35 protein-coding genes are annotated in these 26,667 nt (G+C 63.3%); 7 read left to right on the forward strand and 28 right to left on the reverse strand.

Features of this window, described 5'->3' with window-relative positions; translation table 11 throughout:
- The first annotated feature begins 282 nt into the window (after positions 1 to 282).
- A complete protein-coding gene (locus tag FAZ11_RS10015; RefSeq protein ID WP_058771935.1) occupies positions 283 to 1,035 on the forward strand; it encodes a class I SAM-dependent methyltransferase in 753 nt (250 codons plus the stop codon).
- Here FAZ11_RS10015 and FAZ11_RS10020 read toward each other — a convergent pair.
- Positions 1,028 to 1,513 (reverse strand): DUF192 domain-containing protein, encoded by a 486-nt coding sequence (locus FAZ11_RS10020; protein WP_058771936.1) that lies wholly within the window; start codon positions 1,511 to 1,513, stop codon positions 1,028 to 1,030. The genes FAZ11_RS10015 and FAZ11_RS10020 overlap by 8 nt on opposite strands.
- A 64-nt stretch (positions 1,514 to 1,577) precedes the next feature.
- Between FAZ11_RS10020 and FAZ11_RS10025 the strand changes: the two genes are divergently transcribed.
- Entirely contained in the window at positions 1,578 to 2,786 is a 1,209-nt protein-coding gene (locus FAZ11_RS10025; protein ID WP_058765141.1) for an MFS transporter, read from the forward strand.
- A complete protein-coding gene (locus FAZ11_RS10030; RefSeq protein WP_058771937.1) occupies positions 2,783 to 3,994 on the forward strand; it encodes an MFS transporter in 1,212 nt (403 codons plus the stop codon). Before FAZ11_RS10025 ends, FAZ11_RS10030 begins: the two co-directional genes overlap by 4 nt.
- On the opposite strand, the gene cfaB is transcribed toward FAZ11_RS10030, so the two are convergent.
- The 4 genes from cfaB to FAZ11_RS10050 all read right to left on the reverse strand — a co-directional run bounded on the left by cfaB (position 3,985) and on the right by FAZ11_RS10050 (position 6,521).
- Entirely contained in the window at positions 3,985 to 5,169 is a 1,185-nt protein-coding gene (gene cfaB / locus FAZ11_RS10035) for a C17 cyclopropane fatty acid synthase CfaB (RefSeq protein ID WP_058771938.1), read from the reverse strand. The two genes, FAZ11_RS10030 and cfaB, sit on opposite strands and share 10 nt — an antisense overlap.
- A 194-nt stretch (positions 5,170 to 5,363) precedes the next feature.
- Positions 5,364 to 5,558 carry a hypothetical protein gene (locus FAZ11_RS10040; protein ID WP_058765148.1) on the reverse strand — a complete coding sequence of 65 codons (195 nt, stop codon included), beginning with the start codon at positions 5,556 to 5,558 and terminating at the stop codon, positions 5,364 to 5,366.
- 120 nt (positions 5,559 to 5,678) lie between these two features.
- The gene (locus FAZ11_RS10045; protein WP_058771939.1) at positions 5,679 to 6,047 is read right to left on the reverse strand and encodes a hypothetical protein; all 369 of its coding nucleotides are present in this window, start codon (positions 6,045 to 6,047) and stop codon (positions 5,679 to 5,681) included.
- Between the two features lie 186 nt (positions 6,048 to 6,233).
- Positions 6,234 to 6,521, reverse strand: a complete 288-nt coding sequence (locus FAZ11_RS10050; RefSeq protein WP_058771940.1) for a hypothetical protein — start codon at positions 6,519 to 6,521, stop codon at positions 6,234 to 6,236.
- A gap of 228 nt (positions 6,522 to 6,749) precedes the next feature.
- On the opposite strand from FAZ11_RS10050, the gene FAZ11_RS10055 reads away from it, so the two are divergent.
- A complete protein-coding gene (locus FAZ11_RS10055) occupies positions 6,750 to 7,166 on the forward strand; it encodes a response regulator (RefSeq protein ID WP_058771941.1) in 417 nt (138 codons plus the stop codon).
- Between the two features lie 614 nt (positions 7,167 to 7,780).
- Complete coding sequence (locus tag FAZ11_RS10060) at positions 7,781 to 8,314, forward strand: hypothetical protein (RefSeq protein ID WP_137279208.1); 534 nt, start codon at positions 7,781 to 7,783, stop codon at positions 8,312 to 8,314.
- On the opposite strand, the gene FAZ11_RS24980 is transcribed toward FAZ11_RS10060, so the two are convergent.
- The 12 genes from FAZ11_RS24980 to FAZ11_RS10120 all read right to left on the reverse strand — a co-directional run bounded on the left by FAZ11_RS24980 (position 8,277) and on the right by FAZ11_RS10120 (position 20,604).
- On the reverse strand, positions 8,277 to 8,543 hold the full coding sequence (locus FAZ11_RS24980) for a hypothetical protein (RefSeq protein WP_137279209.1): 267 nt from the start codon (positions 8,541 to 8,543) through the stop codon (positions 8,277 to 8,279). The genes FAZ11_RS10060 and FAZ11_RS24980 overlap by 38 nt on opposite strands.
- The gene (locus tag FAZ11_RS10070; RefSeq protein ID WP_420849643.1) at positions 8,540 to 8,950 is read right to left on the reverse strand and encodes a hypothetical protein; all 411 of its coding nucleotides are present in this window, start codon (positions 8,948 to 8,950) and stop codon (positions 8,540 to 8,542) included. The genes FAZ11_RS24980 and FAZ11_RS10070 overlap by 4 nt, the downstream gene beginning before the upstream one ends.
- Positions 8,950 to 10,251 (reverse strand): SGNH/GDSL hydrolase family protein, encoded by a 1,302-nt coding sequence (locus tag FAZ11_RS10075; protein ID WP_137279211.1) that lies wholly within the window; start codon positions 10,249 to 10,251, stop codon positions 8,950 to 8,952. Before FAZ11_RS10075 ends, FAZ11_RS10070 begins: the two co-directional genes overlap by 1 nt.
- Positions 10,252 to 10,290: 39 nt before the next feature.
- Entirely contained in the window at positions 10,291 to 10,782 is a 492-nt protein-coding gene (locus tag FAZ11_RS10080) for a lysozyme (RefSeq protein ID WP_137279212.1), read from the reverse strand.
- Between the two features lie 72 nt (positions 10,783 to 10,854).
- Positions 10,855 to 11,331 (reverse strand): DUF1353 domain-containing protein, encoded by a 477-nt coding sequence (locus tag FAZ11_RS10085; protein WP_137279213.1) that lies wholly within the window; start codon positions 11,329 to 11,331, stop codon positions 10,855 to 10,857.
- Positions 11,328 to 11,882, reverse strand: coding sequence for a DUF4376 domain-containing protein (locus FAZ11_RS10090; protein WP_137279214.1), 555 nt, complete (start codon positions 11,880 to 11,882; stop codon positions 11,328 to 11,330). The genes FAZ11_RS10085 and FAZ11_RS10090 overlap by 4 nt, the downstream gene beginning before the upstream one ends.
- Positions 11,879 to 12,712: a hypothetical protein gene (locus FAZ11_RS10095; protein WP_137279215.1), complete on the reverse strand. Its 834-nt coding sequence runs from the start codon at positions 12,710 to 12,712 to the stop codon at positions 11,879 to 11,881. The genes FAZ11_RS10090 and FAZ11_RS10095 overlap by 4 nt, the downstream gene beginning before the upstream one ends.
- A 47-nt stretch (positions 12,713 to 12,759) precedes the next feature.
- The gene (locus FAZ11_RS10100; protein ID WP_137279216.1) at positions 12,760 to 13,704 is read right to left on the reverse strand and encodes a hypothetical protein; all 945 of its coding nucleotides are present in this window, start codon (positions 13,702 to 13,704) and stop codon (positions 12,760 to 12,762) included.
- The gene (locus tag FAZ11_RS10105; RefSeq protein ID WP_158295277.1) at positions 13,701 to 18,863 is read right to left on the reverse strand and encodes a phage tail length tape measure family protein; all 5,163 of its coding nucleotides are present in this window, start codon (positions 18,861 to 18,863) and stop codon (positions 13,701 to 13,703) included. The genes FAZ11_RS10100 and FAZ11_RS10105 overlap by 4 nt, the downstream gene beginning before the upstream one ends.
- A gap of 50 nt (positions 18,864 to 18,913) precedes the next feature.
- On the reverse strand, positions 18,914 to 19,363 hold the full coding sequence (locus FAZ11_RS10110) for a hypothetical protein (protein WP_137279218.1): 450 nt from the start codon (positions 19,361 to 19,363) through the stop codon (positions 18,914 to 18,916).
- Positions 19,364 to 19,456: 93 nt separating this feature from the next.
- Positions 19,457 to 20,404, reverse strand: a complete 948-nt coding sequence (locus FAZ11_RS24845; RefSeq protein ID WP_240043571.1) for an antA/AntB antirepressor family protein — start codon at positions 20,402 to 20,404, stop codon at positions 19,457 to 19,459.
- A 44-nt stretch (positions 20,405 to 20,448) separates the two neighbouring features.
- Positions 20,449 to 20,604, reverse strand: a complete 156-nt coding sequence (locus tag FAZ11_RS10120) for an Arc family DNA-binding protein (RefSeq protein WP_137279219.1) — start codon at positions 20,602 to 20,604, stop codon at positions 20,449 to 20,451.
- Positions 20,605 to 20,693: 89 nt separating this feature from the next.
- Here FAZ11_RS10120 and FAZ11_RS10125 point away from each other — a divergent pair, with 89 nt between their 5' ends.
- Entirely contained in the window at positions 20,694 to 20,960 is a 267-nt protein-coding gene (locus FAZ11_RS10125) for an Arc family DNA-binding protein (RefSeq protein ID WP_137279220.1), read from the forward strand.
- A 10-nt stretch (positions 20,961 to 20,970) separates the two neighbouring features.
- On the forward strand, positions 20,971 to 21,255 hold the full coding sequence (locus FAZ11_RS10130) for a helix-turn-helix domain-containing protein (RefSeq protein ID WP_137279221.1): 285 nt from the start codon (positions 20,971 to 20,973) through the stop codon (positions 21,253 to 21,255).
- Here FAZ11_RS10130 and FAZ11_RS10135 read toward each other — a convergent pair.
- The 11 genes from FAZ11_RS10135 to FAZ11_RS10185 all read right to left on the reverse strand — a co-directional run bounded on the left by FAZ11_RS10135 (position 21,252) and on the right by FAZ11_RS10185 (position 26,659).
- Complete coding sequence (locus FAZ11_RS10135) at positions 21,252 to 21,575, reverse strand: DUF1799 domain-containing protein (RefSeq protein WP_338052961.1); 324 nt, start codon at positions 21,573 to 21,575, stop codon at positions 21,252 to 21,254. The genes FAZ11_RS10130 and FAZ11_RS10135 overlap by 4 nt on opposite strands.
- The gene (locus FAZ11_RS10140) at positions 21,572 to 21,955 is read right to left on the reverse strand and encodes a phage tail assembly chaperone (protein WP_137279223.1); all 384 of its coding nucleotides are present in this window, start codon (positions 21,953 to 21,955) and stop codon (positions 21,572 to 21,574) included. The genes FAZ11_RS10135 and FAZ11_RS10140 overlap by 4 nt, the downstream gene beginning before the upstream one ends.
- A 41-nt stretch (positions 21,956 to 21,996) precedes the next feature.
- A complete protein-coding gene (locus FAZ11_RS10145; protein WP_137279224.1) occupies positions 21,997 to 22,650 on the reverse strand; it encodes a phage tail protein in 654 nt (217 codons plus the stop codon).
- An 82-nt stretch (positions 22,651 to 22,732) separates the two neighbouring features.
- Entirely contained in the window at positions 22,733 to 23,191 is a 459-nt protein-coding gene (locus tag FAZ11_RS10150; RefSeq protein ID WP_137279225.1) for a phage tail tube protein, read from the reverse strand.
- A 7-nt stretch (positions 23,192 to 23,198) separates the two neighbouring features.
- Positions 23,199 to 23,612, reverse strand: coding sequence for a phage tail terminator-like protein (locus tag FAZ11_RS10155; RefSeq protein ID WP_137279226.1), 414 nt, complete (start codon positions 23,610 to 23,612; stop codon positions 23,199 to 23,201).
- Complete coding sequence (locus FAZ11_RS10160) at positions 23,609 to 24,034, reverse strand: HK97 gp10 family phage protein (protein ID WP_193557144.1); 426 nt, start codon at positions 24,032 to 24,034, stop codon at positions 23,609 to 23,611. The genes FAZ11_RS10155 and FAZ11_RS10160 overlap by 4 nt, the downstream gene beginning before the upstream one ends.
- Positions 24,035 to 24,055: 21 nt before the next feature.
- Positions 24,056 to 24,445 carry a hypothetical protein gene (locus FAZ11_RS10165; RefSeq protein ID WP_137279228.1) on the reverse strand — a complete coding sequence of 130 codons (390 nt, stop codon included), beginning with the start codon at positions 24,443 to 24,445 and terminating at the stop codon, positions 24,056 to 24,058.
- Positions 24,442 to 24,702 (reverse strand): hypothetical protein, encoded by a 261-nt coding sequence (locus FAZ11_RS10170; protein ID WP_137279229.1) that lies wholly within the window; start codon positions 24,700 to 24,702, stop codon positions 24,442 to 24,444. The genes FAZ11_RS10165 and FAZ11_RS10170 overlap by 4 nt, the downstream gene beginning before the upstream one ends.
- Positions 24,703 to 24,704: 2 nt before the next feature.
- A complete protein-coding gene (locus FAZ11_RS10175) occupies positions 24,705 to 25,691 on the reverse strand; it encodes a structural protein (RefSeq protein WP_137279230.1) in 987 nt (328 codons plus the stop codon).
- On the reverse strand, positions 25,688 to 26,212 hold the full coding sequence (locus FAZ11_RS10180) for a DnaT-like ssDNA-binding protein (RefSeq protein ID WP_137279231.1): 525 nt from the start codon (positions 26,210 to 26,212) through the stop codon (positions 25,688 to 25,690). The genes FAZ11_RS10175 and FAZ11_RS10180 overlap by 4 nt, the downstream gene beginning before the upstream one ends.
- A 42-nt stretch (positions 26,213 to 26,254) precedes the next feature.
- Positions 26,255 to 26,659 carry a hypothetical protein gene (locus FAZ11_RS10185; RefSeq protein ID WP_137279232.1) on the reverse strand — a complete coding sequence of 135 codons (405 nt, stop codon included), beginning with the start codon at positions 26,657 to 26,659 and terminating at the stop codon, positions 26,255 to 26,257.
- Positions 26,660 to 26,667: the final 8 nt, after the last annotated feature.

Genomic DNA, 26,667 nt, shown 5'->3' on the forward strand with positions numbered 1-26,667 from the left:
CCCTGCTTCCAGCGAACGCCAGCGGAGCAATGGGTTCCCAAGGTGGCAACCAGGCTCTGCACGGTGCTTTTCTCCTTCTTAAGACAGCTTTAAGGCGGTGGCTGGCCCTGCCATGACACACTCCAGCCGCTAAGCTGAAACTCAGCAGCCTACCTGCGGGCGCCCTCTGTGATGACCAGGGAAAATGCCAAGCTGACCAGCAACCAATACTTAAAGTAGTTTCTCAAGATAATCGATAATTCACATTATAAAATCACCATAACCCATTGAAAGGATTGCCATATGAAAGCCGAAGAGCGTTTCAGCGATCGCGTCGATGCCTATGAAAAAGGCCGCCCTGCCTATCCCGCTGCCGTCGCTCGCCGCCTGACCGAGCGCCTCGATGCAGATGGCGTGGTAGCGGATGTCGGCGCCGGTACGGGCCTGCTGACGCGGGATTTTCTTGCCGCCGGGTATACCGTACATGCCATCGAGCCCAACGGGCCGATGCGTGAGGCGATGGAAGCGACCTTAGCTGATCGGGCCGGCTTCCATGCCTGGAACGGCACGGCGGAAGACACCGGCTTGGGTGAGCGCAGCGTTGACCTGATCGTGGCAGGCCAGGCCTTTCATTGGTTCGACCGCGACAGAGCGCGGCAGGAATTCGCCAGGATCCTGCGTCCAGGCGGCGAGGTGGCGCTGATCTGGAACTATCGGCTCTCCGACAGCACGCCCTTCATGGCCGCCTACGAGGAGCTGCTGCTGCGCCACGGTACCGATTACCGCCAGGTGGAGCACCGCAACCTGCGACCGGCCGAACTGGCGCGCTTCTTTGGCGTCCAGGGTTGCCAGCTATGGGTCGTCCCCAACGGCCAACGGCTGGATCGCGCCGGCCTCCAGGCACGCGTGGAGTCGACCTCCTACCTGCCCGCCCCCGGCAGTGACGGACACCAGGCGCTCAACGCCGAACTGGACAGGCTGTTCGAGGCTCATGCCGCAGACGGCGAGGTACGTTTCGACTATGACACCCTGGTATACAGTGGCCCCCTCACCTGAGCGTCGGACTGACCGCATCAAGACCCTGGACGGTCATGCCCGCGGAGAGCCCGCGCTGGGTAAACCAGCCGGCTGCCGTTTCCAGGGCAAAACGCGCGGGCTGCCGGGAACAGTGATGGGTATCGGTCAAAGGTTGCATCTCGGTGACGTTGAGGATTTCGCCCTTGGCGGAGATGAAGGCCGCCGCCAGGGGGCTGGGGGTGTCTCTCATCCACAGGCAGCGCGTATCGTCCCCCGGAAAGACGAACAACATGCCTTCATCCGCACCCAGAGGCGCACGGCCCATGAGCCCGGTCGCGCGTTGCGCGGGCGTGGCGGCGACCTCCACCCGGAGCGGATGACCGCCCAGGTGCAGTTCCAGGCGCTCGGCGGACCAGACCGGCGCGCACACCAGAGCGGCCAGCCCCGCGATCAATCCGCTGCCGCGAGCCCTGCGCCCCCGTACCGCAATCCCGACGTCACGGAGAAAAAACGTCATAGCACGTGACCTTTGCCCAGCGAAAGCAATCTACTCCACATTGTCAGACAACCTCCCGAAGCCGATGTCCATCGCTAGCCCACCACCCGCACCCTCACCCGCCCAGGCCACGCGCATCACCCTGGGCACGGTGCTGTTCACCTTCATCGCCTACCTTACCATCGGCATCCCGCTGGCCGTGCTGCCGGGCTACGTGCATGGTGAACTGGGTTTCAACTCCATCATCGCCGGGCTGGTGATCAGCAGTCAGTACCTCGCCACCCTGCTCTCGCGCTCCCACGCCGGTCGCATCATCGACACCGTGGGCGCCAAGCAGTCGGTGCTCTACGGCATGCTCGGTTGCGGCATCAGTGGCGCGCTGATGCTGGCCTCGGTACTGCTGCAAGGCTGGCCCTGGCTGAGCCTCGCCGCCCTCTTGCTCGGCCGGCTGGTGCTCGGCTGCGCGGAAAGCCTCTCGGGGACCGGTGCGATCTCCTGGGCCATTGGCCGCGTCGGCCCCAGCAATACCGCCAAGGTGATTTCCTGGAACGGGGTCGCCAGCTACGGTGCCCTGGCCATCGGCGCACCCCTGGGCGTGGTACTGGTGGACCTGCTCGGGCTATGGATCATGGGGGCGAGCATCATGGCGCTGGCGGTGCTCGGCTATCGCATCGCCAAGCCCCGCCCGCCCATCGTTCCGGTACGCGGCGAACGCCTCCCCTTCAGCACGGTGCTCGGCCGGGTGCTGCCCTTCGGCCTGGGGCTGGCGCTGGGTGGGATCGGCTTCGGCACCCTGGCAACCTTCATTACCCTTTACTACGCCAGCCAAGGCTGGAGCGGTGCGGCCCTGTGCCTGTCGGTCTTCGGCTGCTTCTTCATTGGCGTGCGCCTGGTCTGCGCCAACGCCATCAACCGCCACGGCGGCTTCCGCGTGGCCATTGTCAGCCTGGCAGTCGAGGCCGTGGGCCTGGCAACGCTCTGGCTCGCCCCCAGCATGACCACCGCCCTGGTCGGCGCAGCCCTTACCGGTATCGGCTTCTCGCTGGTGTTCCCGGCATTGGCGGTGGAAGCGGTACAGCGGGTTCCGGCGTCCAACCGGGGCGCGGCGCTGGGCGGCTATTCGGTCTTCATCGACCTGTCGCTGGCGGTGACCGGCCCGCTGATCGGCGCGGTGGCCACCCACTTCGGCTATGCCGCCAGCTTCCTCTGCGCCGCGTTCGCTGCGGTCGCCGGGCTGCTGCTCAGCATCAACCTACTGCGCCGGTACGACGATTCCTCGCGAGAACAGCCATGACCACGACCGCTCCACCGGCAAACCCGTTCGCCATCACGCTGCGCATCATCTCCATCGTCGTCTTCAGCTTTCTCCTGTTTCTCGCCATCGGCCTGCCGCTGGCGATCCTGCCCGGCTACGTGCACGACGACCTCGGCTATGGCGCCGTGATCGCCGGCTTCGCCATCAGCATCCAGTACCTCGCCACCCTCTTCACCCGGCCGCTGGCGGGCAAGCTGGCCGACAGCATCGGCGCCAAGCGCGGGGTAATCTACGGCCTGTTCGGCTGCGTGGCCTGCGGGGTGCTGACCTTGCTGGCCACCTCGCTGCAAAACCTTCCCGGACTCAGCCTGGGCTTGCTGATCGTCGGCCGGGTGATCCTCGGCATGGCCCAGGCCATGATAGGTACCGGCTGCCTGAGTTGGGGCATGGGCAGCGTCGGTATGCAGCACGTGAGCAAGGTGATTTCCTGGAACGGTATCGCCGCCTATGGCGCGCTGGCCATCGGCGCTCCGCTTGGCGTCGCCATGGTGGCGGGACTGGGACTCTGGAGCCTCGGCGTGGCCATCGCCCTGCTCGGCGCCCTGGGTCTGGCGCTGGCCTGGAACAAGGAGCCGGCTCCGGTCATCCCCGGAGAACGGCTGCCTTTCCACAAGGTGTTCTGGCGCATCAGCCCCTTCGGCCTGTGCCTGTTTCTCAGCTCCATCGGCTTTGGCGCCATCGCCACCTTCGTGACCCTGTATTACGCCAGCAATGGTTGGCCCGAAGCGGCCTTCTGCCTGACGGCCTTCGGCGCTGCCTTCATCTGCGCCCGCCTGCTGTTCGCCGGCGCCATCAACAAGATCGGCGGCTTCCGCGTGGCCCTCGCCTGCTTCACGGTGGAGGCCCTGGGCCTGCTGCTGCTGTGGCTTGCGGTCACCCCGGAAATGGCCCTGATCGGTGCAGCCATGGCCGGTTTCGGGCTGTCGCTGGTCTACCCGGCGCTGGGCGTCGAGGCCATCGTCAAGGTACCGCCGACCAATCGCAGTGCCGCCCTCGGTGCCTATTCCCTCTGTCTGGACCTGGCGCTCGGTCTCACCGGACCGGTAGCGGGAGCCATCGCCACCGGTTTCGGCTTCAGCGCCATCTTCCTGTTCGCCGGCCTGATGGCGTTGGCTGGACTGGCACTGAGCGCCCTGCTCTATCGCCAGGCGCTCAGCGAGGCTGCCGTGGCCAAGTCTCAGGCGTAGAGGTCGGCTCGCGACCAGGGCAATTCGGTCCGGCCGTCATCATGGGGCTTGTCGGCCAGGATCTGGTGGATATTGACCCAGTTGTTACGGAAGGCGTAGGCGCAGCCGGGCAGGTACAGTCGCCAGATACGCAGGGCCTCCGCGGGTACCAGGCGCGCCGCCTCTGCGAGGTTCGCTTCCAATGCCGCGCTCCAGAAGTCCAGGGTACGGGCATAGTGTAGGCGCAGGCTTTCGACATCGACCACCTCCAGTCCCGCTTCGCTCATCTCGGCGACGGCCCGTGACAGGTGGGGCAATTCGCCGTTGGGGAAGACGTAGCGGTCGATGAAGTCCCCGCCACCATGGCCGACCGCGCGCTCGTCGGCATGCAGCGCGGTGATGCCGTGGTTGAGCACCAGTCCACCCGGACGCACGGCGGCGAACAGCTTGCGGAAATACAGCGGCAGATTGGCATGGCCGACGTGCTCGAACATGCCAACGCTGACCACCTTGTCGTAGCGGCCATCCTCGGGCAGGTCGCGATAGTCCAGCAGCTCCAGCGTCACGCGGTCAGTCAGGCCTTCGGCCGCCACCCGCGCCCGCCCCAGTTCGAGCTGTTCGCGTGACAGGGTGATGCCGTGCACCTGGACGCCATGCTCCCGGGCGGCATGGCGCGCCAACCCGCCCCACCCGCACCCCACATCCAGCAAGCGCTCGCCGGGTTGCAGCCTTAGCTTGCGGCAAAGCAGCTCCAGCTTGTCGCGCTGGGCGGTGGCGAGGTCCTCGGTCCCGGTCTTGAAGTAGGCGCAGGAATACACCAGTTCAGGATCCAGCCAGAGGCGATAGAAGTCATTGGACAAATCGTAGTGATAGGAGATGGCCGAGGCATCAGTGGCCTTGTCATGGGCTTGATGAACACCGTCCGCTGTCTGGTTGAGTCCCACCAGCGCCTGGCTAAGCTGATCGCCGATCTCGATGACTTCCTGGATGTCTCCTTCCAGATCGATGCGGGACTCCACGAAGGCCTGACCCAGGGTGTCCAGATTGAGCTGGCGTGGATCGGCCAGCAATCCCAGATCCTTGACCACCAGCGTCACCCGCGGCGAGTCACCCAGGTCGATCTCCGGCCCCTGGCCGATGCGAATGCGCAGGGGAAGACGCAACTGTTTTAGCTCGGCAGGTAGCGCTGGATACATGGTGTGCTCCTAAAGGATTGGGATGGGACCTCTGGCAACCGTTGCAATGAAATGGGTTGGCCACTACGAGACCAACTGCTCAGCACCCTAACGCGAAAAAACATCCTGTTACATATAGAAATGCGGACGCAGCTTTACCTGAATCGCAAGGATGATCGGGGAACCAAGAAAAATCTTACCTGCAGACCGTTAGCCTACAGCGGGCCTGGATCCGGGATGGGTGCCGGTGGCTTAGGCGGCTCGGTCAGATTCTCGACGACCTCGTCGGGAATCTCGGTATCGATCTCCTCATCGGCCATGTCGGAATCATTGAGAGGCGCCTGGTCGCCGCCCAGCCACCAGGTTGGCAGCGCACCGAAGGAATCAATGGAGGAATGAGAAGAGATCATGCTGCAGCTCCTGTCGGGAAGTCCTCCGCATTAGTGGGCGGTCAGCAACAGATGTTTCATCGAAACGCTCAAAATTCATCGTTTCGGGAGCCTCTGCCCCTGCCCTTGCCCCAGGCTCTATCAGCCGAGGTTCCTATCCTGCTCCAACGCACCGGCTGTGGTTTCCGTGCCATCTGGCCTTTCCTCACGGCGGTCGAGCACCTGCTTGCGGTTACGCAATTGCAAACCCAGGGCTCGATCACCCTGGGTCAATTCGGCCGCCTGCGCCTGGCTCTCGAAATCCTGGAGAATGAGCTCCCAGCGCGCACAAATTGCCCGCTCGGCCAGCACGTCGTGCCTTTTGCGGTAGATCAAGGCGGCACGCGCGAACACGAACGGATCCGCGCACCGACGCTGCCCTTGGGGCTGGCCAAAATACTCACGCTCGCGCTGTCGACAGTTGTCCAGCAGCACCTGCAAGTTGCCGATACCGCTCAAGAAGAAAGACATCTTGGATCCTCGGATGACCGACAGCGGGATAGACGACGGCTACCCCCGGACATCAGCTGGTGACGTTCCCGTGGTCTCGGCTGAAGAGCCTTTCCATCGTTATGTCGAGGGTTCCCGACAGCACTCTCCAGCAGCCTGGATGATCCGGCACGGCGCCGGCAGGAACCGGCGCACGGCGCCTTCGTATCAGCGATTCAGCGGATCGCCAGCACCTGCCTGGTCATCGACTTCGCCCGGGTCGCCTTCTTCGTCGGCATCCGCCGCCCCACCCTCATCAAGGGTGTCAGGATCTGGCGGTTCGACAGGATCGGGCTCGGTGGCCGCTGCCGCCATCTGCTGGGCTTCCAACTTGCGCGACTCGTTGGCGAGATGAAGGCTATTGATGGAGCTCTGCAATACGGACAGCGGAGCGGTAGCGCGGCGCGTCACGCCTAGCGACCCCATCCGGGCCCAGGTACGCATTTCGATGATCATGGTGCCACCTCTCAAGGAGACCAGGATGGCCTCAGGAATGGGAGGCCGGCCCGAACCCTATGTTCACTGGCCACTATCACCGTCAGTCCGATAAAAGCCTGGTCGACCCGCCAGCTTCACGCCCCCGTGCGGCCTTGCCGGCGCGACCAGGCGATACCCTGAACAAACCAGGACAGCTGGCCAGTAGCGACTAGACTGAAGAGATAGCCACCCGTGGAGCTCATGCCAATGGTCCCTCCGACCCGATCCGCTATCGTCGAGGAACGACTTGCCGTCGTCTCCGAAGACGAGCTGCTGCTGCAGGCGCTGGTCCGTGAGGTCCTCACGCAGGAAGGCTTTCGCGTGGAAACCTTCGGCACCGCCGATGCCGCCCTGATCTTTCTGGAACACCATTGGCAGCGCGTGCAGGTGGTGATCTCGAACGTCCGGATGCCCGGCGTCATCGATGGCATCCAGCTGACCAAGATCATCACCGAACGCTGGCCGGGCCTTCCCGTGGTGCTTATGTCCGGCTACGCCGGCCTCGACCGCGACCTGCCACCCGGAGTGCCCTTCCTGCACAAGCCCTGGACCCTGGATCAGCTGACGGAAGCGGTGTGGAAGGTGGTACCGCGCTTTCCGCCGCAGGGGCCTAAGGCTGACTAGTACCGGTCTCTGCGAGAGGTCATCCGTTCCGGTCTGGTTAGCCGACCGCTCAGCCGGTACATCCAAGAATTTCATGGCAACGTGGCCCGCGCCCAGCTGAGGGATGCCTGCTAGCAAACGCTCGCCCATACAACTGCCGGCCCGCCTATGCCACAATATGCCCAATGCCGGGCGGATAGCCCGCTCTCATCGCAGGCCAGCTAGGCCGCAGCGCGCAAGGTTCTGACCCGCTCTCGCGTGCTGGATGTTTTCAACCTCGACCGGAACGAAATCGCGACGTTGCGCAAGGCTCCCAGCCGGCCCGGCGGTTTCTGAGCCATTGTCAAACCCTTGATAGGTAACCCCCTTGATCTCCACCGCTAACATCACCATGCAGTATAAGTGGCGTTAGCTTGCGTTCCTAAAGCCCTGGTTTTGCTGGGTTTCTAGGCTTTCCAGGATCGCTTCCGGACCCCTCAAAACGCCCCCGAACGCAACGAGTGGTATCAGAATTGGTATCGCTCGCTGCCCCTCTCCCGGCGTTCTGCCGAACCGACAACCCCTCCTTTCGTCACCACCTGCTCGACATCCAAATCGACGGAATTACTGTATGCCTGAACAGTAAGGACGCGACCATGTTTCTCGACCCAGACAACCCCACCGTCACCGCCCTGCAGGATTACCTCGCCGATGAGCGCGACCGGCTCAACTTCCCGGATATGTGGCATCGGTTCTGCACCTCGGCCGCCATTGCCCTGCTGGAGCGCAGGACCATCAGCCATCCTGATTGCGTCGAGTTCTGCGAGTTGGCTGACGCCGGTCTGGACGATGCAATCGAAGCGCGCACGACCTGGCCCAGGGGATGGGACATCCATCTGAACTACACGCTGACCAATCCAGAGACCGGCGAGACCTGGGCCACCTGCTCCGGCAGCAGCTTCGTCAGGCCCGAGATGGGTCTTTACCCCGTCGGCCATTTCACCCGCCGTGAAGAGGGTCGGATCTACCTCGTCGACATGTTCCAGCGCCAGGTGCTCGGCGTGTTCGTGACGCCGACCGCTGCTGAGATCGATGGCCGGATCTACGAGATGGTGCTCAAGGGGCGCTGGAACGGGCAGAAGGTTGTGCCGCTCACTGACATGCCTGAACAGCCGCCTGCAGCTCGGTGATATAGCCTTTTGCCTGACGGCGCTCAGCCAGCAGGGCCCGGACCTTCACCTCCAGGCTGTCCTCCCTCCGCAGTCCATCCGCCGCCCAGGCCGGTACCGCCGGCGCCTTCACGCGGCACGGCACCGGTACTGGCACCTCTACGCGCACCACGCGCGGCTCTGGCTCGGCAATGGGCTGGCCAGCGCACCCCGCCAGCGCGACTACCATTCCCACAATGACCCACCTCATAGGCCCAGCTCCTTGTCGATGATGGCCGCTGCGGCCGCCGCTGGGTCGCCCCCAGTGCGCTCCTGCTGCAGGCGGTTGGCTGCCTGGTAATCGCTGGCGGCGGCCTTCGCGGCCTGCTGCTGGATCGGCTCGGCCTCCTTGGCGCGCTTCTCGGAGGCCTTCCGGAGATCGGCCAGCGCCTGGTTTTGCTCGCCGACCTGGCCTTCCAGGGTGCTGGCCGTGGTCCGGCACGACGCCAAGGTGCTGGCCGAGGCCTTCGCCCCTTCCTGCAACTCAGCGACCACCGGCCGGTAGTGGCGGGAGGTGAGCCAGTAGGCCACCCCGCCGCCGACCACAGCGCCCAGGCCGAGCAGAACGACAACGGCGACAGCGATCACTGCCGCCCTGTACTGCTCAAGCGCGAACATCACGCCACCCGATCCAGAAGGCGCTGCAAGAGCACCTTGGGCGGGACCTTGAGCAGGTCGTGGCCAACATCGTTGGGGTGGACGTTATCGCCCGTGGCGCCATCCTTGATCTGGTCTTGGCCGCTAGCGTCACGGCTGCCGGTGAACGCCGCGGCGTAGCCGGTGAGCGGCAGAACACCCGACAGGCTGGGCAAGAACGTGGCGTTGAAGTCGCGCCGGACCTGGTCGTTGGCGCCGACGCCGCGGTATGCCGTGTTGCAGGGCAGCGCTTCCGGCAGTACCACCAGGGGACGCAGCCCCTTGGTCTGAAGCGTTGCCAGCGTCCGGGCAATGTTACCCTTCGTCCGCTGCTGGGCTGCCTTGGTCATCCCGCCAGCGGCGACGTCGTTGACCGACCACGGGGCGTAGAACAGGACCGTGGGGCGTACCCGGTCAGCATGATCATCGAGCATCCGGCTGAACACCTCGGTGCCCTGGGCGTGCAAGCCGGCGTTGAAGTACTCGACCGGCCGAGATGGCGTGCTGACCTCGTAGCATGCGCGCTGAAGGGCGCCGTAGTCCCGCACGTTGCCGCCCAGGCCCTCGGAAATACTGTCGCCCAGGATCATCACTTGGTGGCCCCGGGTCTGGCTGATGTACTGGATGGCCGGAACCACCGCTTTGGTATCGCCGCCGCTCGAGTAGACGTTGTTCTGGGTGAATGCGCTCTTGGTGGTGACGCCCTGCACCTCTTGATTCGAGCAGCAGTAGATGCGCGGGCCGTTGCTCCGCCAGTAGTAGAGATCGTTGTAGGGCGTGGTGATCTTGGAACCGGCTGGGTATTCGATCCGCACCAGGATGATCGGGCGTCCGCCGATGACATCGGTACGGGCCAGGCTCTGCGCATAAACCACGTCGGACCAGGGCAGGCTATAGCGCTCGGGCTGAGTCGACGCCGGCAGGTCCACTGTAGCGGCCCCACCGAAGGTCACATCGAACCATTCGCCGTTGTCGGGCGTGATCTGGACCAGGTAGTTCGCAGCGGGCGCCGCCGAGCACAGGCCCACACTGACCTTCACGCCGGTTACCGCGGCGGTATGGATGTTGGGGATGCCGATGCGGAAGCCGAGGAAAGGCGCCTCCAGCTCGATCTGCATGTTGAAGGTAATCGCGTTGGCGGCGTCCTGGGTCTTCATCCGGCCGAAGAGGTGCTTCGTGAGGACGTTGGTACCGGTGGTCATCAAGCCGCTGAGGAGGTCCCGGTCTTCCATCTGGTCATACAGGGGGTCGAAGATTCGCTGAAGGCGTCGGGGATAGGGCATGGCACGGTTCCTTGTTGGTGGGGTACTGCGGGTGGTTGGTCAGGCGGTGGCGCGCTTGGCTTGGTCGCCAGCGGCGATTGCGACGGCAGAGGTTGCGCCCAAGAAAAGGGACCGCTCGGCGGTGCGGCGGCGAGTCAGGCCATACATCACCACCCCATCGTTCTTGTTCCAGCGCAGGAACTGGTCGGCGGCTCCGCTCTTGTCGCCGCCCTTGTAGAGGCGCATGAGGGTGGAGTTGCGGAGCGCTGTGGCGCCCAGGTTGTAGGCGAACGAGACCAGAGCATCGAACTCGGCCTGGGTGGCGGCTGGCGCCATCTTCTCGACCAGGTACTCAGTGGCCTGCAAGTCACGCAGGAACGCGGCATCGGCCTGGGCCTGGGTCCAAACCAAGCCGCGCTTGACGTCTGGCCCAGTGTGGCCCCAGCCAATGGTCCAGGGGTGACCGTCCTTACTGCCTGGGTCTGGATAAGCGACTAGCCGGCAGCTCTCGTAGTGGTGCATGAGGGCGATGCCCTCAGGTGACGTGCGCATGGTTTTCTCCAGGCGAAAAAAAGCCCGCTCAATGGCGGGCTGGTGAACTGCCGAGGATTTCTCGGTAGTTGGTCAGGCGGTACCGTAATGCCCCGCCCCACCGATCCGGACGCCGGACCAGAACAGCCAGGCGCGCCAAGCGGCCACGCCGTCGCCTGCGTGAAGGGCCCGGTAGAGAACAGCGTCGGCTTCAGCACGCGACAGCAGGCCAGTCGAATACAACCAGTCGTGCAGAATCGCCGCGCGCATGCCGTAGCCAACCACCAGGCCGTAGAGCACCAGCGCGGCGAGGGCCACCAGCAAGGACAGACTCAAGACCCAGGGCGTCGCTGACAGCAGCAAGGCGGCCAGCACGGCGACGATGGCAGACCATCGGCAGATTTCGCGCAGCACCCTCACCGAAGCCAGGTCGCTCTCGAAGTCCACCGGTACCGCCAGCAGGCCATGCAATGGGTCGTTGAACACCAGGGGCTCCAGCAGGCGGAAGCGGTAGCGCTCGATCTGGCGCAACGCGACCCCATTGTCGAACTTGCCGACGGCGGGCGTCATTTCGAGGACTTCGCTTGAGTGCGCACGGTGGCATCCATGGGCGGCCAATACTTGTCGTTAGTGAAGTCGATGGGGATCGGGCTCTTCGCCTTCAGTGCCAGTCCGGCAGCTACTAGCATCGTCTTGCGACGAACCGCTGAGCGCGTGAACTCCAAGCAGGTCTGGGCATCCATGGGAACCAGCGTCCCATCAGCAGCGCTCCAGGCGAAGTCGAAGTCAGGCGTTGCCCAGCGAAGGTCGCCAGGTTGAGCACCGTCAATGGTAATCGCCGCAAGGGAGTCGGACATCTTCCCCAAAATATCGTCGACCTGACTTTGATTACCGCTCTGGTACGTCTTGCCGGCATACACGAATCCCAAAGCCGCTCGGCGATCACGCTCTTGGTCAACTTCGATTGGTTGAATAATGGGATCTGACCAATGATCACCCAGCCAGCGCTGTTCATATCGGTCAGGTGGACCGGTGACCTCTACAGCGTCTGCTGGTTGATCACCTACGTAGAAGTTCCCCAAATAAACCCCATTGGTATCTGCATAGTGCTTCGTGATCATCCCATTGCCCTCAGAACAATGTTGAAATAAGGTCCAGCGAGGAAAGGATTACCATTATCCTTATTTATAACAATGGGTCCGCCACCAACTCCAAACCTAATTGCTAACTCACTATTGGTGAAAGTTATAGACCCTCCACAACTTCCCGAATTTCCATTAGCGTTCAGATAGTTATGGCCAATTGGCCACTCGACGCGCTCACCAACTGCGTAGCCTCCAAATGCGCTTTTGCAAACTAGGTACGCGCTGACCACTTTCGGTATGAGGCCAAGACCATGAGCAACCGAGAAAGTACCGCCCGCAGCAATACTTTGCTGAGGGCTCTCGTAATATTTGGAGATCGGTGTGGTAGGAAAAGGCTGTGCGGCGTACCCGTCACCGGCCTGGTTAATAGCTAAGGCATATCCCGAAGTGGCAGATGTTGGGCGAGGAACGGAAACTCGAAACTCAACTCCATTACCTGCCGAATTCACACTCAGCATGTAGTCCGCCTTTCCTGAAATCGCAGGAATGCCCGCCGCCGCTTGCGCAGCCGCTGCCGCTGCCTGAGATGAGTCTCGATAATCCTTAGACTGGTTGGCGTAGGTCTGTGAGTTGTTCGCCTGGGTAGAAGCGGCGGTTACCTGGTTTTTTGCAAGCTGTACCTGTGCAGCCGCATCAGAGACCGACTGCGCAGCCGCCGTCGCGCTGTCAGCGGCGGCCTTCTTCGACGCTGCCGCAGCGTCGATCTGCTGGCCCATCCAGGTGATGGCATTGTTCATCTCGGTGGTGAACGGCCCCAGTGCTGCGGCCCACTTGTCAGCGACCACCGGATAGGTATCGCGCGCCATGCGCCGCTGGGGTGCCTCGGGCAAAGCGGTAATAGAGGGGTTCGCCATCAGATGAGCGCTCCTACTTCAAGGGTGCATTCGGAATACTTGCCGTTGGGGCAGACCACATTGAGGTCGCCGAACCGGCCGTAGATGAGGGTCCACTCGCGCTTCAGGTCGCCAATGAAGACGGCGGGCCGCGTGAGGTATTGGGTGAGCAGGCGCCGGAAGCTGGTGACCTGGGCGTCAGGGATCGAGATGGGGAACGTGACGTTGTAGCTGTAGCCCCGTTCGGTCACGTAGTCGTTCCCGAAGGTGTCCTTGTCCTTCGTGCTGAAGTCTGTGATCCCGAAGCCGGCCCCCATGAGCGCGGTGCCCAGGGTGACAACCTGGCCGGCCACCGCCATGGAGCAGGTAGCGGTGCCGCCGGCGCCCGCCTCCACCAGGATGTGGATCCGAGCAGTGCCGTAGGCCGGAAGGTCGGTCAGGGCAAAGGCATCCACGCGCTCAACGGAGGTGAACAGCCACTCCCACATGTCGCCTGCCACCGAATCGACCAGGCTGACCACCTTCGGCCCGTAGACCACCCCGTCCACGGGGTCGGTCATCGTGATTGTCGCCTGGTACCCCGACAGGCCGAACAGCGCCAGGGCGTTCACCACCGAACCCGGCGTGATGTCGACCTCGATGCTGGTCGGGTTCGACGTCAGGGTGCCCAGCAGCGTGACTTGCCGCTGTACCTTCGCTGTGCCTTGGGTGACGATCTGCCCAGCACTCTTGTCGAACATCCTCCACCTGTTCGTAGCCCCGGTATCCAGCCACTTCGGCGCGGAGACGTCATCAGCAGCAGGATCCAGGGCGTTGCTGTCGACCAGCGACTCGAACACATGGTGATTGCGGATCACCTGTTCGCCCTTCTTGTAGGTCCCCGCCGTCCAGGCCGGAGCATCCGTCTCCGGCACGCTGGAGTAGAGGTTCGCCGGCGTAATGCCTACCGGCTTGATCATCATCATGCTGGGGCTCCTTCAGCAGCAGCCTGGTTGCGCAGGACCTGGGTGTTCACCGCGGCCTTGCGGGTGTTGTCGGCGATCCAGAACAGGCGATCGTTCCCGGCGTCGGTTTTGTTCAGGATCTGCTGCAGCAGCGCGATGACACGACTCAGGTCGGCCTCGGAGAGCATCCCTGCGGTCTGGCGGGCGTTGTAGACGTAGCCAGGCTGGGCGAAATCAATGATTTCGGGGCCCTGCTCGCCCACCAGCGCCTTGCCGCCCATGTACTGGCCGCCGCTGGCAAACGCCGGGATCGAGCCATTCGCCATAGCTGCAGCGCGAATGGCTGCGGCGACATCCGTGACGTTCCCGGCGGCCACTTGCTGCTGCCAGTACGCGAGGCCCGCAGCGTCCGGCACTCGGCCGAGGATGGCCTGATACGCGGTGTTGATAGATTCGCCGTTCGCGGCACCCGCCTGGCTGATCGCATTGCCGAGATTGTTGCTGTTCACCGCACCGCTGCTGAGCTGCTGCTTCCAGTAGTCAGCCCCCGCCTGGTCAGGCGCCCGGCCGAGCGCTGCCTTGTAGGCGGCGTCGATCATGCTATCGGCGTTCATAGCCCCGGTACCGCCAGGGCGAGCGACGCCCACCGCTTCGCCGAACTGCTTCAAGGCCTCGGCGAGGGACAGCAACGTGTTGTTCACGCCGTTGATGCCGTCGAGCTGCGCCTGGGCAAGATCGAGCTGCGATTGGATGCCCTTGACCTGGAAGTCGTAGGACTTCTTGGCCAGATCCAGCTGGTCCTGGAGGGTCTTGACGCTCTTCTCGGCGTTGGTCAGCTGGTCGCCCGCGGTGATCGACAGCTCATTGATCAGCGCCGTGGAGCGACCCTGGTCACGTGCGAACGACAGCCAGTCCCCGTAGCGGCCAGCGCTGTTCCCGGCGACGGTGGAGACCGCCTGGTCCAGCCCCTGGAAGTTCGCGAGGCTGCCGCCGGCGCGAGCGATCGCCGCAGCCGACTCCAGGGTGGCCGTGGCCTGCCCGTAGAGCACGGAGGTCGCAGCGTCGCTCTGGCCCTGGAGCGTGCGGAGCGCCGAGGTCAGGCTGTTCGTCATTGATGTCAGCGATGAAACCGCCGACTGCGATGACGAGAGGCTTGCGTTCAGCGCCGCGGTACGCGCCGCGTAGGATTCAGCGAGGGCGTCCTGCTCGCGCTTCGCTGCCCGCTGGAGTGTGGCCATAGCGCCGTTCAGCATCGCGGCCTGCGCCTCGGCCAGGGCCTGGGCTGCCTGCTGCGAACGCGCTTCGAGCACGTCGTAGTAGGCGTCGGCCTGGGCTTGAAGCCCGAGCAGTGTGGCGATCTGTGCCTGGCCGGACTCGGTGGTCTTGTCCATCGACTTGACCAGGTCCCGGAATCCTTCCCGGGTCGCCGGCAGGGTGATGTTGACCAGACCGAACTGGCGCACCGCCTCGGCCAGGGTGTCGTTCGCCTTCTCCGTGTCGCTGAAAAAGTTCTGGTAGTACCCAGCCGCGTTCTGCTGCAAGGCCGAGAGACCGCCCGCCGCCGCCGACATCGATTCCGCCAGCTTCCCGCCGGCGACGCTGGTGTCGAACATCCCGATGTTCAGGTACCGGAACGCATCGTTGACGCTGTACAGGTTGTTGACGAAGGTCCGGAGCGACTCGAAGTTGTAGCCGCCCAGGCCGGCGCTGGTGGCGTCGTTGATGGCCATCGTCATCGAGTCGGCGATGCCGGCGAACCAGGTGGTGATCTCCTTCTGGATTTCCTCGTCGGTCTTGCCTTTCGTGCTGATCTGGGTACGGCCGATGGTCAGGCCACTCAGCACGCCGTCGTTGAGCGACACGCCCAGACGCCGGTAAAGCTCCTCGACCGAGTCCTCGGTGGTGTCATAGGTCTGCTGCAACAGCGCGGCCTGCTGATCCGGCAGATCGCCGAGCTCGGTGCGCTTCTTGTTGCTGGAGAACAGGCCACCCTTTTTCTTCTGGAACGCGAAGCTGTTGGCCTGGAGATCGCCACTATCGACGCCCAGGGCGATGCCGGTGTCCTTGGTCACCCATGCGCCGCCGAACAGCTTGGAGCCGAAGGCAGCGCCCAGGGCGGCACCGATCAGGGTGCCGATGCCGGGGATGATTGAGCCGATGGCGGCACCCATGGCGGTACCGGACAGCGCGGCCGCGGCAGCAGCGCCGGCCATGGTGCCGAGCGTAGCCCCGCCCCACCCGCCCACGCCGCCGGCGACAGCGCCTTTCCAGCCGGCGTTCTGGTAGCCCATGACGGCGCCGGTAAGGCCGCCGCCGATAGCGCCCAGGCCGGTAGCGGCGCCGCCCCAGGTCGTTGCACCAGCACTGGCACCTTGTGCCGCCGTCCAGTTGCTGAACTGAGCACCGGTATAGCCGGCCTGGCTTGCGCCGATGCTCGCGGTGTTCGCCGTGGCGCTGCCGAACATGCTGCCCAGCGACGAGGCGCCATAGTCATAGACGCCCTGGAGGCCGCCCGACTGGAAGGCGTTGTACAGGTCGGCGCCGGTGCCGGTCAGGAACTTGTAGGCGGACTGGCCGTAGCTGAGCAGGTTGCCAGCGTTGGTGCCGCCGGTAGAGCCGGTTCCCGATCCAGAGCCGGTGATGTTGCTCAGTATCGCGGGCAGGCCGCCGCCGGAGTTGCCACCCCCCGCCCCGGCTATCAGCTGGCGCAGCTCGATGCGAGCGAAGTCCGCCGCGATAGAGCGAACGAGGTCGCCGAGAGATATCTTGCTGCGGGTGATGAACTGCAGCAGGTAGTCTTCGATGCCCTTTAGGCCATCGGTGAAGGCATCCCGAGTCTGGCCAGCGACATCACGAGCGTTGCTGAGGTAGTCCTGCCAGGCGCCGTTGGCACCGCGCACCCAGTCAGCCTGGGCCACCTGGACCTTTTGGTAGTTCTGGACTGCCGTCTCTTGCAGCTGCTGTTGCTGCCGCTGGAGCTTGATCAGGCGCTCTTCGTAGGCGGCCTGGTCGAGCCCCTTCGCCTTCTGGTCGTCCAGGTCGCTGAGCTTCTTGGCGTAATCGGCTGCCAGCCTGGTCATCTCTCCGTAGAGCGCTGCCTGCTCGCGACCCATGCCCACCGCCGCAGCGGCTTGGTCGCCTTGCAGGCGGAGGGCGTCGACCTGGGCATCCAGCGCCCTGGTGTAGCTATCGGTCGACTGCTGCAGGCCGTTGAGGCGGCCCTGCTCCTTGGTGGCCAGCACCTCTCGCTTGGTGTTGATGTCCTCCAGCGCCTTGGTCTGCGCGGCCTGGGTGTCGCTCAGCTTCTGCTCCAGCGAGATCCGCTGCTGGGCGGAGAGATTGCCGCGACCCTGCAGCGCCTCGATGGACGCGATCTGGTCATCGTAGGCGGCCTTGACCTTGTCCTTTTCCTGGTCCAGCAGGGCTGCGCGCTGGGTGTAGGCATCGCGCTGGGAAACTAGCCCGGCCTGGGCGGCGGCCTCGATCTTGCGGTCGGCGTTTTCGTACTCGCCCACCACCAGCTTGAGCTGGTTCTGGAGGGCGTTGATGGAGGTGGTGTCGAGGGCGGGGGCGGCGATCTTTTTGGGCTTTACAGCAGCGTCGTCGATCAGCTTCTGGCGGACAGAGTTGTACTGCTTTTCGATGGCGGCACGGTCAATGCCCTCCTGGGCCAGCAGTCGGCCACGGCGCTGATCCAGCTCGGCCAGATCGGTCTTGAGCTTCGCCTCCTTACTCAGCGACTGGTTGTAGGCGGTCTGCAGGGCGGTCAGGTCGGCGGATGCCTGCTTGCTGTTGTCAGCCTGCATTCGCTGCCGCCAAGCCCTCTCAGTGCTGTCCTGTTCGGACTGCAGTAGGGATGTAAATTCGGAGCGTATTGATGCCTCGCCCCCAGCCATGAGCATCATGTCCGGGTTGTCGCCGATGGACAGCGGCGCTGCCTTTGCCATCTGCACCTGCTTCAGGCGCTCTTGGAGCTTGGCGAACTTCTGGTCGAAGGTTTCCTCGCGGCCGATGTCGAGGAAGGCATCCCAGGCGCCCTTGGCCGCACCCGCGACGCTATTCCACGCGGTTTCGACGTAGCCCAGGTTCGCCTTGATGAAGTCGGCACGCTCCTTCAGCGCGTCGGCATAGGACTGCTCGGCCAGGCTCGCCGCTGACTGCTGGTCGCCCTGCTGGGCGAGCGCCTGGATCTGCTGAAACGTCGCCGCCGACAGATAGCCCATCTGCTCGGTGAGCTGGCGGGAGGCGGCAACCGGATCTTTCGCCAGCCTGGCGAAGTCGCCGACGATACTGTCGATCGATGTGCCAGTCTGCTTCGAATACGAGACCGCCGCGACCGCCAGCTGCTCAAGATTGCCGCTGGCGAGGCTGCCCGTGGCAGCTAGCTTGGCCAGCACTTCGGCGGCCTGCCCGGTGGTGCCTACAGTGGCGCCGACGTTCTTCGCCATCTGGGCGAGCTGGGACGTGGTCACGCCAGCAGCATTCCCGGTACCCACGATTGCCAGGCGGTAGGCGTCGGCTTCCTTAGAGCCCTGGTAGTAAGCAAGCCCGAGCACACCAACGGCAGCTGCGGCCGCTGTAACTGGATTTACCATTCCTGCGATATATCCGCCGAATGCCCGTAATGCAGGCGCGGCGCCGCCAAAGGAATCTTTGATTTGCGCGCCTTGCTGCAAAAATACAGTCAGGGGCGATTGTCCGGCCTGCAGACTTACAACGATGTCCGACATTTGCGCCGGAAGCATTCGCATAGCCGCCGCAGTTTGCTTGGCTGTATTTCCAGTGCGGGTCAACTGCTGATCGAAGTTGCCTAGACCGGTGCGCGCGGTTTCAATCTTGGAGTTATAAAGATCGAAACTTTCTTTATCCAGAAGGCCAGCCGTTTTAAAGGCGCGAAGTTTCTTCTGCTGCGCGTCGAGCTTGTCGAGCGCTCCAGTGACCGGGTCAATCGCGCCCAGCAGCTTGCCAAGCTCTTCCCTCTGCTGGCGAATAGCCTCCGAGGCGCCTTTCGACGAGTCGCCGACCTTCTTGCTAGCAGCGCCCCAGGACGTCCCAACCTGGCCGGCAACCTGTTGCGCCTTGCTTCCAGCAGCTACCAGGCGCTCCAGATCGTCAGCGGTCTGCTCGACCCCATCCGACGCGACCCGAACTCCCAACTGAGCAATCGACGGTCCGCTCATACTTTTCTCCGGGCATAAAAAAACCCGCCGAAGCGGGTTCATTTTATATTTCAGTTACATCGCGGTGATTTTAAAAATTCATTTACGCTAGGCAGTTGAGACACATCCACATCGTAATCAAGTTGTCTATTGCCATTAGCCAACACTTGGATTCTAACTCTCTTCGAAGTAAGAAGCTGTTCTAAAAACTTGGGATCCATAATAACGACAGCCCCTATCTTTCGCTCTACATCTGTCGTATCGATAGTTGGCGATGCCTTACCATCATCAAATCGATAACGATAAGAAGTTGGCCAAGACAGGTCTCCTATAGCAAAACTGTCAAAAGTATATTGAACGCCCCTATTTTTGATATATACCGCCGTACATGTTTTCTTGTCGGTCATCGAGTCCGACGACAGATGCACACTCCAACCATCAATCGTATCTATATTTTGACCGATGCCTGCAAAGGCACTAGCCGAAATCAACAAACCAAGAGCTGCAGCTACTATTTTCAAGACATCGACCTCCCTGGATAAAGTGTGGACTCTATCCCACGGGGGCGGAAAAGGAAAAGGCGCCCGGAGGCGCCCTACCCTTGCCAGGCTAGCTCAGTCGAGCAGTGGGCGACTGTCAGGCACTGGGAAGAACGGAGCGTGCTGCATGTGCTCGTTGAGGCGGTAGGTCGCGTCCTCGATGATCCTGCTGAGCAGGTACATCAGCTCCTTGCGCGCCCGCCACTCGATTTCCAGGCCTTCCGTGTTGGCGCCCTGGGCCTTCAGCTTCCGTATGGCATCCCAGATAGGCGACTTGAATTCGCTTGGCGCCAGTACCTTCAGCCCCAGGAACAGGCCATTGTGACCGTTCACCCTCTGCGGCCCAGCAGTGAGCGCCGGGTTGTTCTGCCAGATCCAGGCGGCCGGGTAATCGAAGTCGTTGGCAGCCTCCTGGCGGGGGAGCCACTGGCCTTCCCAAACGTATGCCGCTACGAAACACCGGGCAGCATCCAGCTGACTCGCTGGGATGTCATGGATCGAGCTTACGCTGAATGCCTTACGCAGCTGGCTCCACATGTGGTTTTGGGCGCCGGCCTGCAGCGATTTGGGCAGATGAGCCACTTTCCCTTTCGCAACCGCTCCCAGCATATGGAAGCCATCGGTGCCGATGGTCTGCGCTGCGATTGTTGCCGCTTGGTGGGGCACTACAGCTTGGAGTCTTTTCTCGCACTCAATGAAGTATCGACGCGCCAGGCGCCCCTTCTCGTTGCGCTCGACCATGGCCAGCTCTTTGCCCATATCCAAACTGATGTGGTACTCGCGGCCTCTGCGACCGCCAGAGCTTTCGGCCAAAAATGACCGAAAGTCCTGCCCCTCCTGGAAACCGTACTCCTCAATACGGCGCGATATCCATTTCCTGAACTCCGTATCGATATCCAGAAATCGGTGAAGCGTGCGGGCGTCAACAAGGGGCTGGTCGTCCAATTCAGACCGGAACACCGGGATGACAACGTCAATAGCCGTGCTATGATTTTCCACGTGAATGACCTCGAAATTGTTCACACCCTGAAGCCCTGGCGTCTGGTACACGTCGGGGTTTCGTCTTTTCAGCGTTCTGATTTTTCATCTCGCTTCTTCGCCTCTACGATCAGCCCGAGAATCACCGCCTGCATGCTGTGGTAGTTTTCCTTCGCCTTCTCTTCGAGCCAGGCTTTCAGGTCAGACGGGAGGCGAAGCTTGAATTGCGCGTCATTGCGTGACATTGGTTTCTCCTTAATGGACCTACTAGGTTCAATTAGTAGAACCTAGTAGGTCCGTTGTCGTCAACACCTATTTGGTCCATCATCCAAGCATGACCATTCAAACCGACCCCCAGTACAAGCTTCGGCTTCCTGCCGAGCTGAAGAACTCGATTGAGTTCGCTGCTATCCAAAATCACCGTTCCATGAACGCAGAGATCGTGGCGCGCCTGACAGAAAGCTTCACCGAGAAGCCCACAGAGCCGAAATCGCTGTTCCAACTGATTGAGGCCGTGTTTAAGGAAGCCGAGAAGAAAGGCTTGCCGGTGAAGGTCATCATCGGCGAAGAAGATGATGAGGAAGACGAGCAGGACGACTAGGACCGCCGCCATGCCCAAGCCAGCCCCGACACTGCATCCCTGGGACGTCGCCGACCACCTCCAGACCGAGGAGGATATCGCCCTCTTCATTGAGGCAGCCCAGCAAGACGCGGCGGGCGATGCTGCCTACATGGCGAAGGCGATGGAGGAAGTCGAGCGGGCGCGGAGACTGAACGAAGCCCGGACCTCGCCGGATACCGACAACCCTGAGTGGACCGAGCGGATGGTCAGCGAATCCGTCCGCTTGGATGACCTTCCCCCGTCCCTGCAAGAGAAGCTACGGAAGAAGCCCTAGCTCTCCCGATTCTCCGCCATCGTCTTCAAGGCCTGCTTCTCCATAACCCGGATATCCCTGAACACCTCCCTCCGGCGCTTCTTCCCGCGCACCCCGACCATATCCATCACGAGCGGCACCACGCTGTAGTCGAAGCCGGTAGGACCGCCCATCCCGGTGCGCCACTGGGTCATCATTCCCTCGAACACCGCGAACGACTGCTCGTTGGCCGCCCAAATCTCGATCACATCCTCCCCGATGTCCTCAGGGAGGAAGCCCAGGCCCGCCAGCTGCTCAGTGCTCGCGGTGGTGACATAGAGCAGGTGGGCGACCTCGATCAGTTTCCCTCGCGAGCCGGCTCGTAGGCGGCCTTGAACGCGGCGATGATCGCGTCCGGCACGGCGACGTAGGTGGCAACGAGAGCGCGGAGATTCTCTTCGTTGAACTCCTCCACGAAGCCCCAGCCCGCCACGATCTTCTGCAGGTACTCGACCTGGAATTCCTTGGACTGCTCGGTAACGCTACTCACGTTCGCGCCTTCCGCGGTCATCAACTCGGCGAATCTCCGGCCCTGCTCGACCTCAGAATCGACGAGGGCGGACACCTCGTCACGGTCAAGGAACTTGAACTCGAAGTTCACCTTGACCGGCTTGTCGCCGATCTGGGGAATGTCTACGGGACGGGTAAAGGTGGGTTTCTGCTTGATGCTGATCTTGGCCATCTACTGGGCTCCGGAGGGAAAGAGGGGGTACCACACCGCCCTTAGGCGGTGTAGCGGGTGCTGCGGCTGGACAGGGAGAAGCTGATGGTGCGGGTCATCACCTGGTTGCGGCTCATGGTGGGCAGCTGCGTGATGCTGACGAAGCCCGGCAAAACGATCATGCCGCCGCTGGGGAAAATGACGAAAAGCACGGTGCCGATCTTGGCTTCACCGAAACCCTCGACCACCGCGACGTAGGCCGCGTCGGGTTCGTCCTGAACCGGAATCGAGACGCTCTGCGGGTTGCGGTTGCTGGGGAACTGGCGGTCGTCGTCTTCGCTGAGGTAGCCGACCGTTGCGAACTGCTGTTCGCCGCCGCTGGTGGTGAAGTCGGTCACCTTGGTGATCTCGGTCCGGGTCATGACCTTCACGAAGCTGCCGGTGCCGCCGCTCGGGGTGTAAATCTGGATGTTCGAGGTGTCGACCTTCTCCAGCTGGAAGGTATCGGTGGTCACACCGGACACACGGGCGACGCGGTTGTCCAGCTTGCTCCAGCCGGAGGTCAGCATGACGATGTCGCCATTGCTGAGACCGTGGGCCGTCGAGGTGACGACCGCCGGCAGTGCGTTGGAGACCGCGGTGATGGTCTTGGCCGTCGACAGAGTGTTGGCGACCTGGATGATGGAGCCGTTGGGTAGCGGAATGCGGGTTGCCATTGAGGCTGTCCTCTCTAGAAATGAAAAAGCCCGCACTAGGCGGGCTGTCTCGGGGGGTTCCTCCGGGCGGAGGGTGTTCGCCTCAGGCCGGGCGGCGCTTCGGCATGGCGGTGAGGCCGAGGGTGAAGGTCACCGCCAGCAACTCGTTGCGGATCAGGGTCGGGAAATACCCGCCCGTGGCGTAGGCCGGGAACGTGATCAGGGCGCCGGAGGGCAGCCGGATCTGCCAGGCCAGCAGGCGCTGGACGTCCCTGGCGCTCGTGATGAGGGTTGCGTGTGTGGACTCGGGGTCGTCTTGTACCTGGAGCGCCACGTCGTGCTGACTCCGACCAGTGGGGAACCGGACGTCCTCGTAGCCATCAAGGGGCTGATGTGACGACCATTTTTCCTCGCCGCCAGAAGGGTTCAGGCCGGAACCGGTCACCTTCTTCACCTCCACCCAACTGCTGTCCGTAGGCTCCGGCACCACCATGGTTTCGGGATCGATGCTGGTGGAGACGAAGACCGTCGTTCCGTTGGGTAGCGGGATGATCTTCTGCATAGCTTACCTACTTCGGGGCGCTGCCCTGGTAGGTCAGGGTGGCGGGGATGGTGTAGACGGTGTTCTCCGGGATCGTCGGGCCCTGGGCCAGCGCCTCGACCACCTGGCCGGCGAACTTGCCCTGATCCAGGAACGAATCGAGCGGCAGCACAGCATTCAGCTCGGCGATCAGGCCCTCGGGGACGCTCTGTGGCTGGCCCTTCGGCGTCACCACGCTGATCTGGTAGATGCCGCGGTACTCCAGCGCATCGGTGCCCAGGTAGCGGCAGCTGGTGCTGGAGGGAATCAAGAAGGCGCGCAGGTACGGCTGATCAGCCTGCGGCGTGAAGGACTCGACGCCATAGGCAACGCCGATGCCCTTCGCTGTAGCCCAGGCCGCAAGCTTGGTCTCGATGGCCTGGCGCGCCAGTGCATGGCTCATACGGCATTCCTCGCTGCGGCTTCCTCGACGATGCGATCAAACTCGGCCACGGTCAGCCGGACCATGCCGTTCGGCGCCATTTGGCTGTGCCCGTACTCGAGCGGGATCGCATAGATCAGGGTATTGACGATGTAGGCGATTTGGCCCGGCTCGAGCGCGTTCGCCGCGGCAATCAGCTTGGCTATCGTCGCGTCGCCTTCCTTGTCCGTGGCGATCAGGCTGCTGTTCGCTGGGGCGCCGATGGTGAACTGCCAATTCGCCTTAAACCGGCCGGTGTCCACCGGGCTTAGGTTGATCAGCGATTCGCCGATCTGGATGACAATGTCCTGGATGGTCTGCTCGATGGCGGCCATCGCGAGCTCTCGGAAATCCTCCAGCTGGGCCTCGAAATCTCCGGACTTATCGCCATAGCGCGCCGTCATGTGGTGCTGCCTGCCCATGGCCTACGCCCTCCCCTGGACCTCGTAACCGCAGTCGACGCCGGCGAAGTTCCAGGCCTCCACGTTGATCACGCGGTAGAGCGTCCCGTCGAAGCGGACGGTGTCGCCAGTGACAGGCTTCGGGAGATCACCGCCGGCCAGCTGCACGGGCGATACCAGCAGCTTCACGTCGCCCTGCTGGATCGCCGTGCCGTCGATCTCGTCCTGGGTGTAGCTGTAGCGCAGCCCCGATCCGTCGTAGGACGTGGAGCCTGTAACAGAGCCGCCGGCGACGGGGTCGTAGGCACCGCGAGTGGCCTGGTTGAGCACCAGCGCCATGCCCTTCCCTTCCGGACGCGGTGCAAGCATCCGGATGGCCATCGCCCTGCCGCGATCATGGATATCCCCGGTCATGTCCACTCACCTTTCGTGATGAACTTGTCCGCGTGGTGCACGCCGATGCGGACTTTTCCGCGCAGCGTCTTCGTGACCAATTCGTCACCCTCGACCCGAAGGCGCCCTGCCTCATCTCTGGCGTAGATGACCACCAGCCCCTCTTCTTCATCAGCGGTGACGGCGTCCCGTTGCTTTTCGTCGTCGAGATAGACGTCGACACGACCGACCAGGCCAGGGCTATAGCCAGGGTCTTGCGGATCTGCTGACACGCGCATTGCTACCTCCAGGTCACTCGATAGGAGACCGTGCACCGGCAGTTCGCCAGGTCGGCCCAGGAAGCGCCCAGCGTCTTGTCGCCGGGATAGTTCAGCCGCGCGCCGGTGGGCGACTGGAACGGCTGGTTGAAGCCCACCCGGATACCGCCCAGGGTGACGTGGGCATGGCGGACGCGCAGATCACCCTTGTTGCGCCAGATCTTCTCCACGCTCAGCGGGCGCACGGGGCCTTCCAGCAGCTGGGCGTGGAGGCGGTTGAAACCGGCGTTCAGAGCCTCGTGAGCCTGGGCCTTGGCCACCAGCAGCGCGTGGGCCTTTACCTTCCGGTCGGCGTAGGCCGTGGCGATCTTCTGGACGTCTGGGGCGGCCACCGGCTTCTGCAGCTGGATGGCGCGCTCGACGATGCCGTCCAGGCGCTTGTCCCGGTCGGCCCTGGCCAGGTACTGGCGCATGCGCTCGGCTACGCCGCTGCTGAGCTGGTCGCGGGTGCTAGCGATGGCCTGGGCCTCGGGTGCCGACAGGCCGAGCACACCGCCCTCTCGGAGCCCGGTGCGGGAGTTCAGCCGCCCCACTACGTCCAGGGCGATATGGCGCGGCGTGCGGCTGGCGGCGCGGCCTGCTGCGGTGGTCACCCGGATGGCCTCGGCCTGCTCGCGGGCAATGGTGGCGGTCAGATCGGCGGCGTTCTGGGTCAGCCACTGCTGGGCGGCCGGCGCGTGCTGGTCGAACTGGACCCGACGCCCACCTGGCATCTTGATCACCACCAGGGTGCCGCCCTTGATGTAGGTGGTCCGGATCGCCTCCAGCAGCGCGGCGAAGACACCCAGCGCCAGGGCGGCCACCAGGCCCTGGTCGTCCTGCTGCGCGATCAGGCGCTCGACCTCGACAATGGTCGCCGCGTCCACCGTGGCCCGGATCTGGTCCAGATAGGCGCGCTGCAGGGCCGGCGTCATGCCGTCCATCGCGGCCAGGATCTCGGCCTCGTTCACAACACCACCATGGCGGGCAGCTCGTAGCGGGCGACCAGCACCGGGGCGATGATTTCGTCGATCAGGGTGATGACCGGCCGGGTGGGCGCCGCACCTGGCGCGCTGGCATCCGGTACCGCGAACGTGGTCTCCAACGGCCCGAGCTTCTCGCTCTTGACCAGGCTGGTGGCCACGAAGTCGGGGCTCAGGCTGCCCGGGGTAACCAGCTCGCGCAGCGCAGCCTCGTAGGTGGCCTGTTCGACCTCGGCGGGGACCTCGGTGGCACTGATGGCCGCACCGGTGTAGTCCTGGGCGTCGGTGCGGGGCCATTCCCGGGCCTGGGTCCGACCTAGGGTCTTCTCGCCGGGGAACAGAGATGCCCAGCGGCCCGACGGGTAGCGCTTCCGGTATCGGCCGTCGATGTAGACGGACGCCCGCAGCAGCGCGGCCAGCTTGTGATCGTTGTCACCCGCCCAGCCGGTGTTGGCGCGGGCGGCGTGGTAGGCGTCGGCGCCCAGCAGGGAGCCGTAGAAGTCTGCCATGGCGTCGATCTCGAATAGGTGGGCGGCGAACCGCCCTGGGTGTTACTGCGGCTGGTCGGCAAGCAGCTTCTTCAGGTCATCCAGCGAGGCCTTCTCGTCGAACGCGACGTTCTTGGCCTTCAGCGCGTCGATAATCGCAGCGCGCTCCTGGGCTTCCTCGGCGTCGGCCAGCTGCTTGCGCAGCTTTTCCACACCAGTGTTCGGGTGGGGGTTCACGCCGAACGCCTTGAGCTTGGTCAGCAGGTCCTGCTTTTCGAGGTCCTCGGTCGAAGTGCCATCGCCTTGGCCGCCATCGACGGTCAGGACACCGATACGGACGTAGTGGGCCAGGTTCACCCGGTCCTTGATCTCGTCCCAGTTCTCGACGTCCAGGTTCTGCTTGGGACCGATGACGCCGCCGTCCGGCAGGCCGATGGGGGTGGTGCTGGTGTTGGTGATCACAGGCATGGTCGTCT

Origin of the sequence: Pseudomonas rhizoryzae (assembly GCF_005250615.1) — a bacterium.
GTDB classification, from domain to species: Bacteria; Pseudomonadota; Gammaproteobacteria; order Pseudomonadales; family Pseudomonadaceae; genus Chryseomonas; species Chryseomonas rhizoryzae.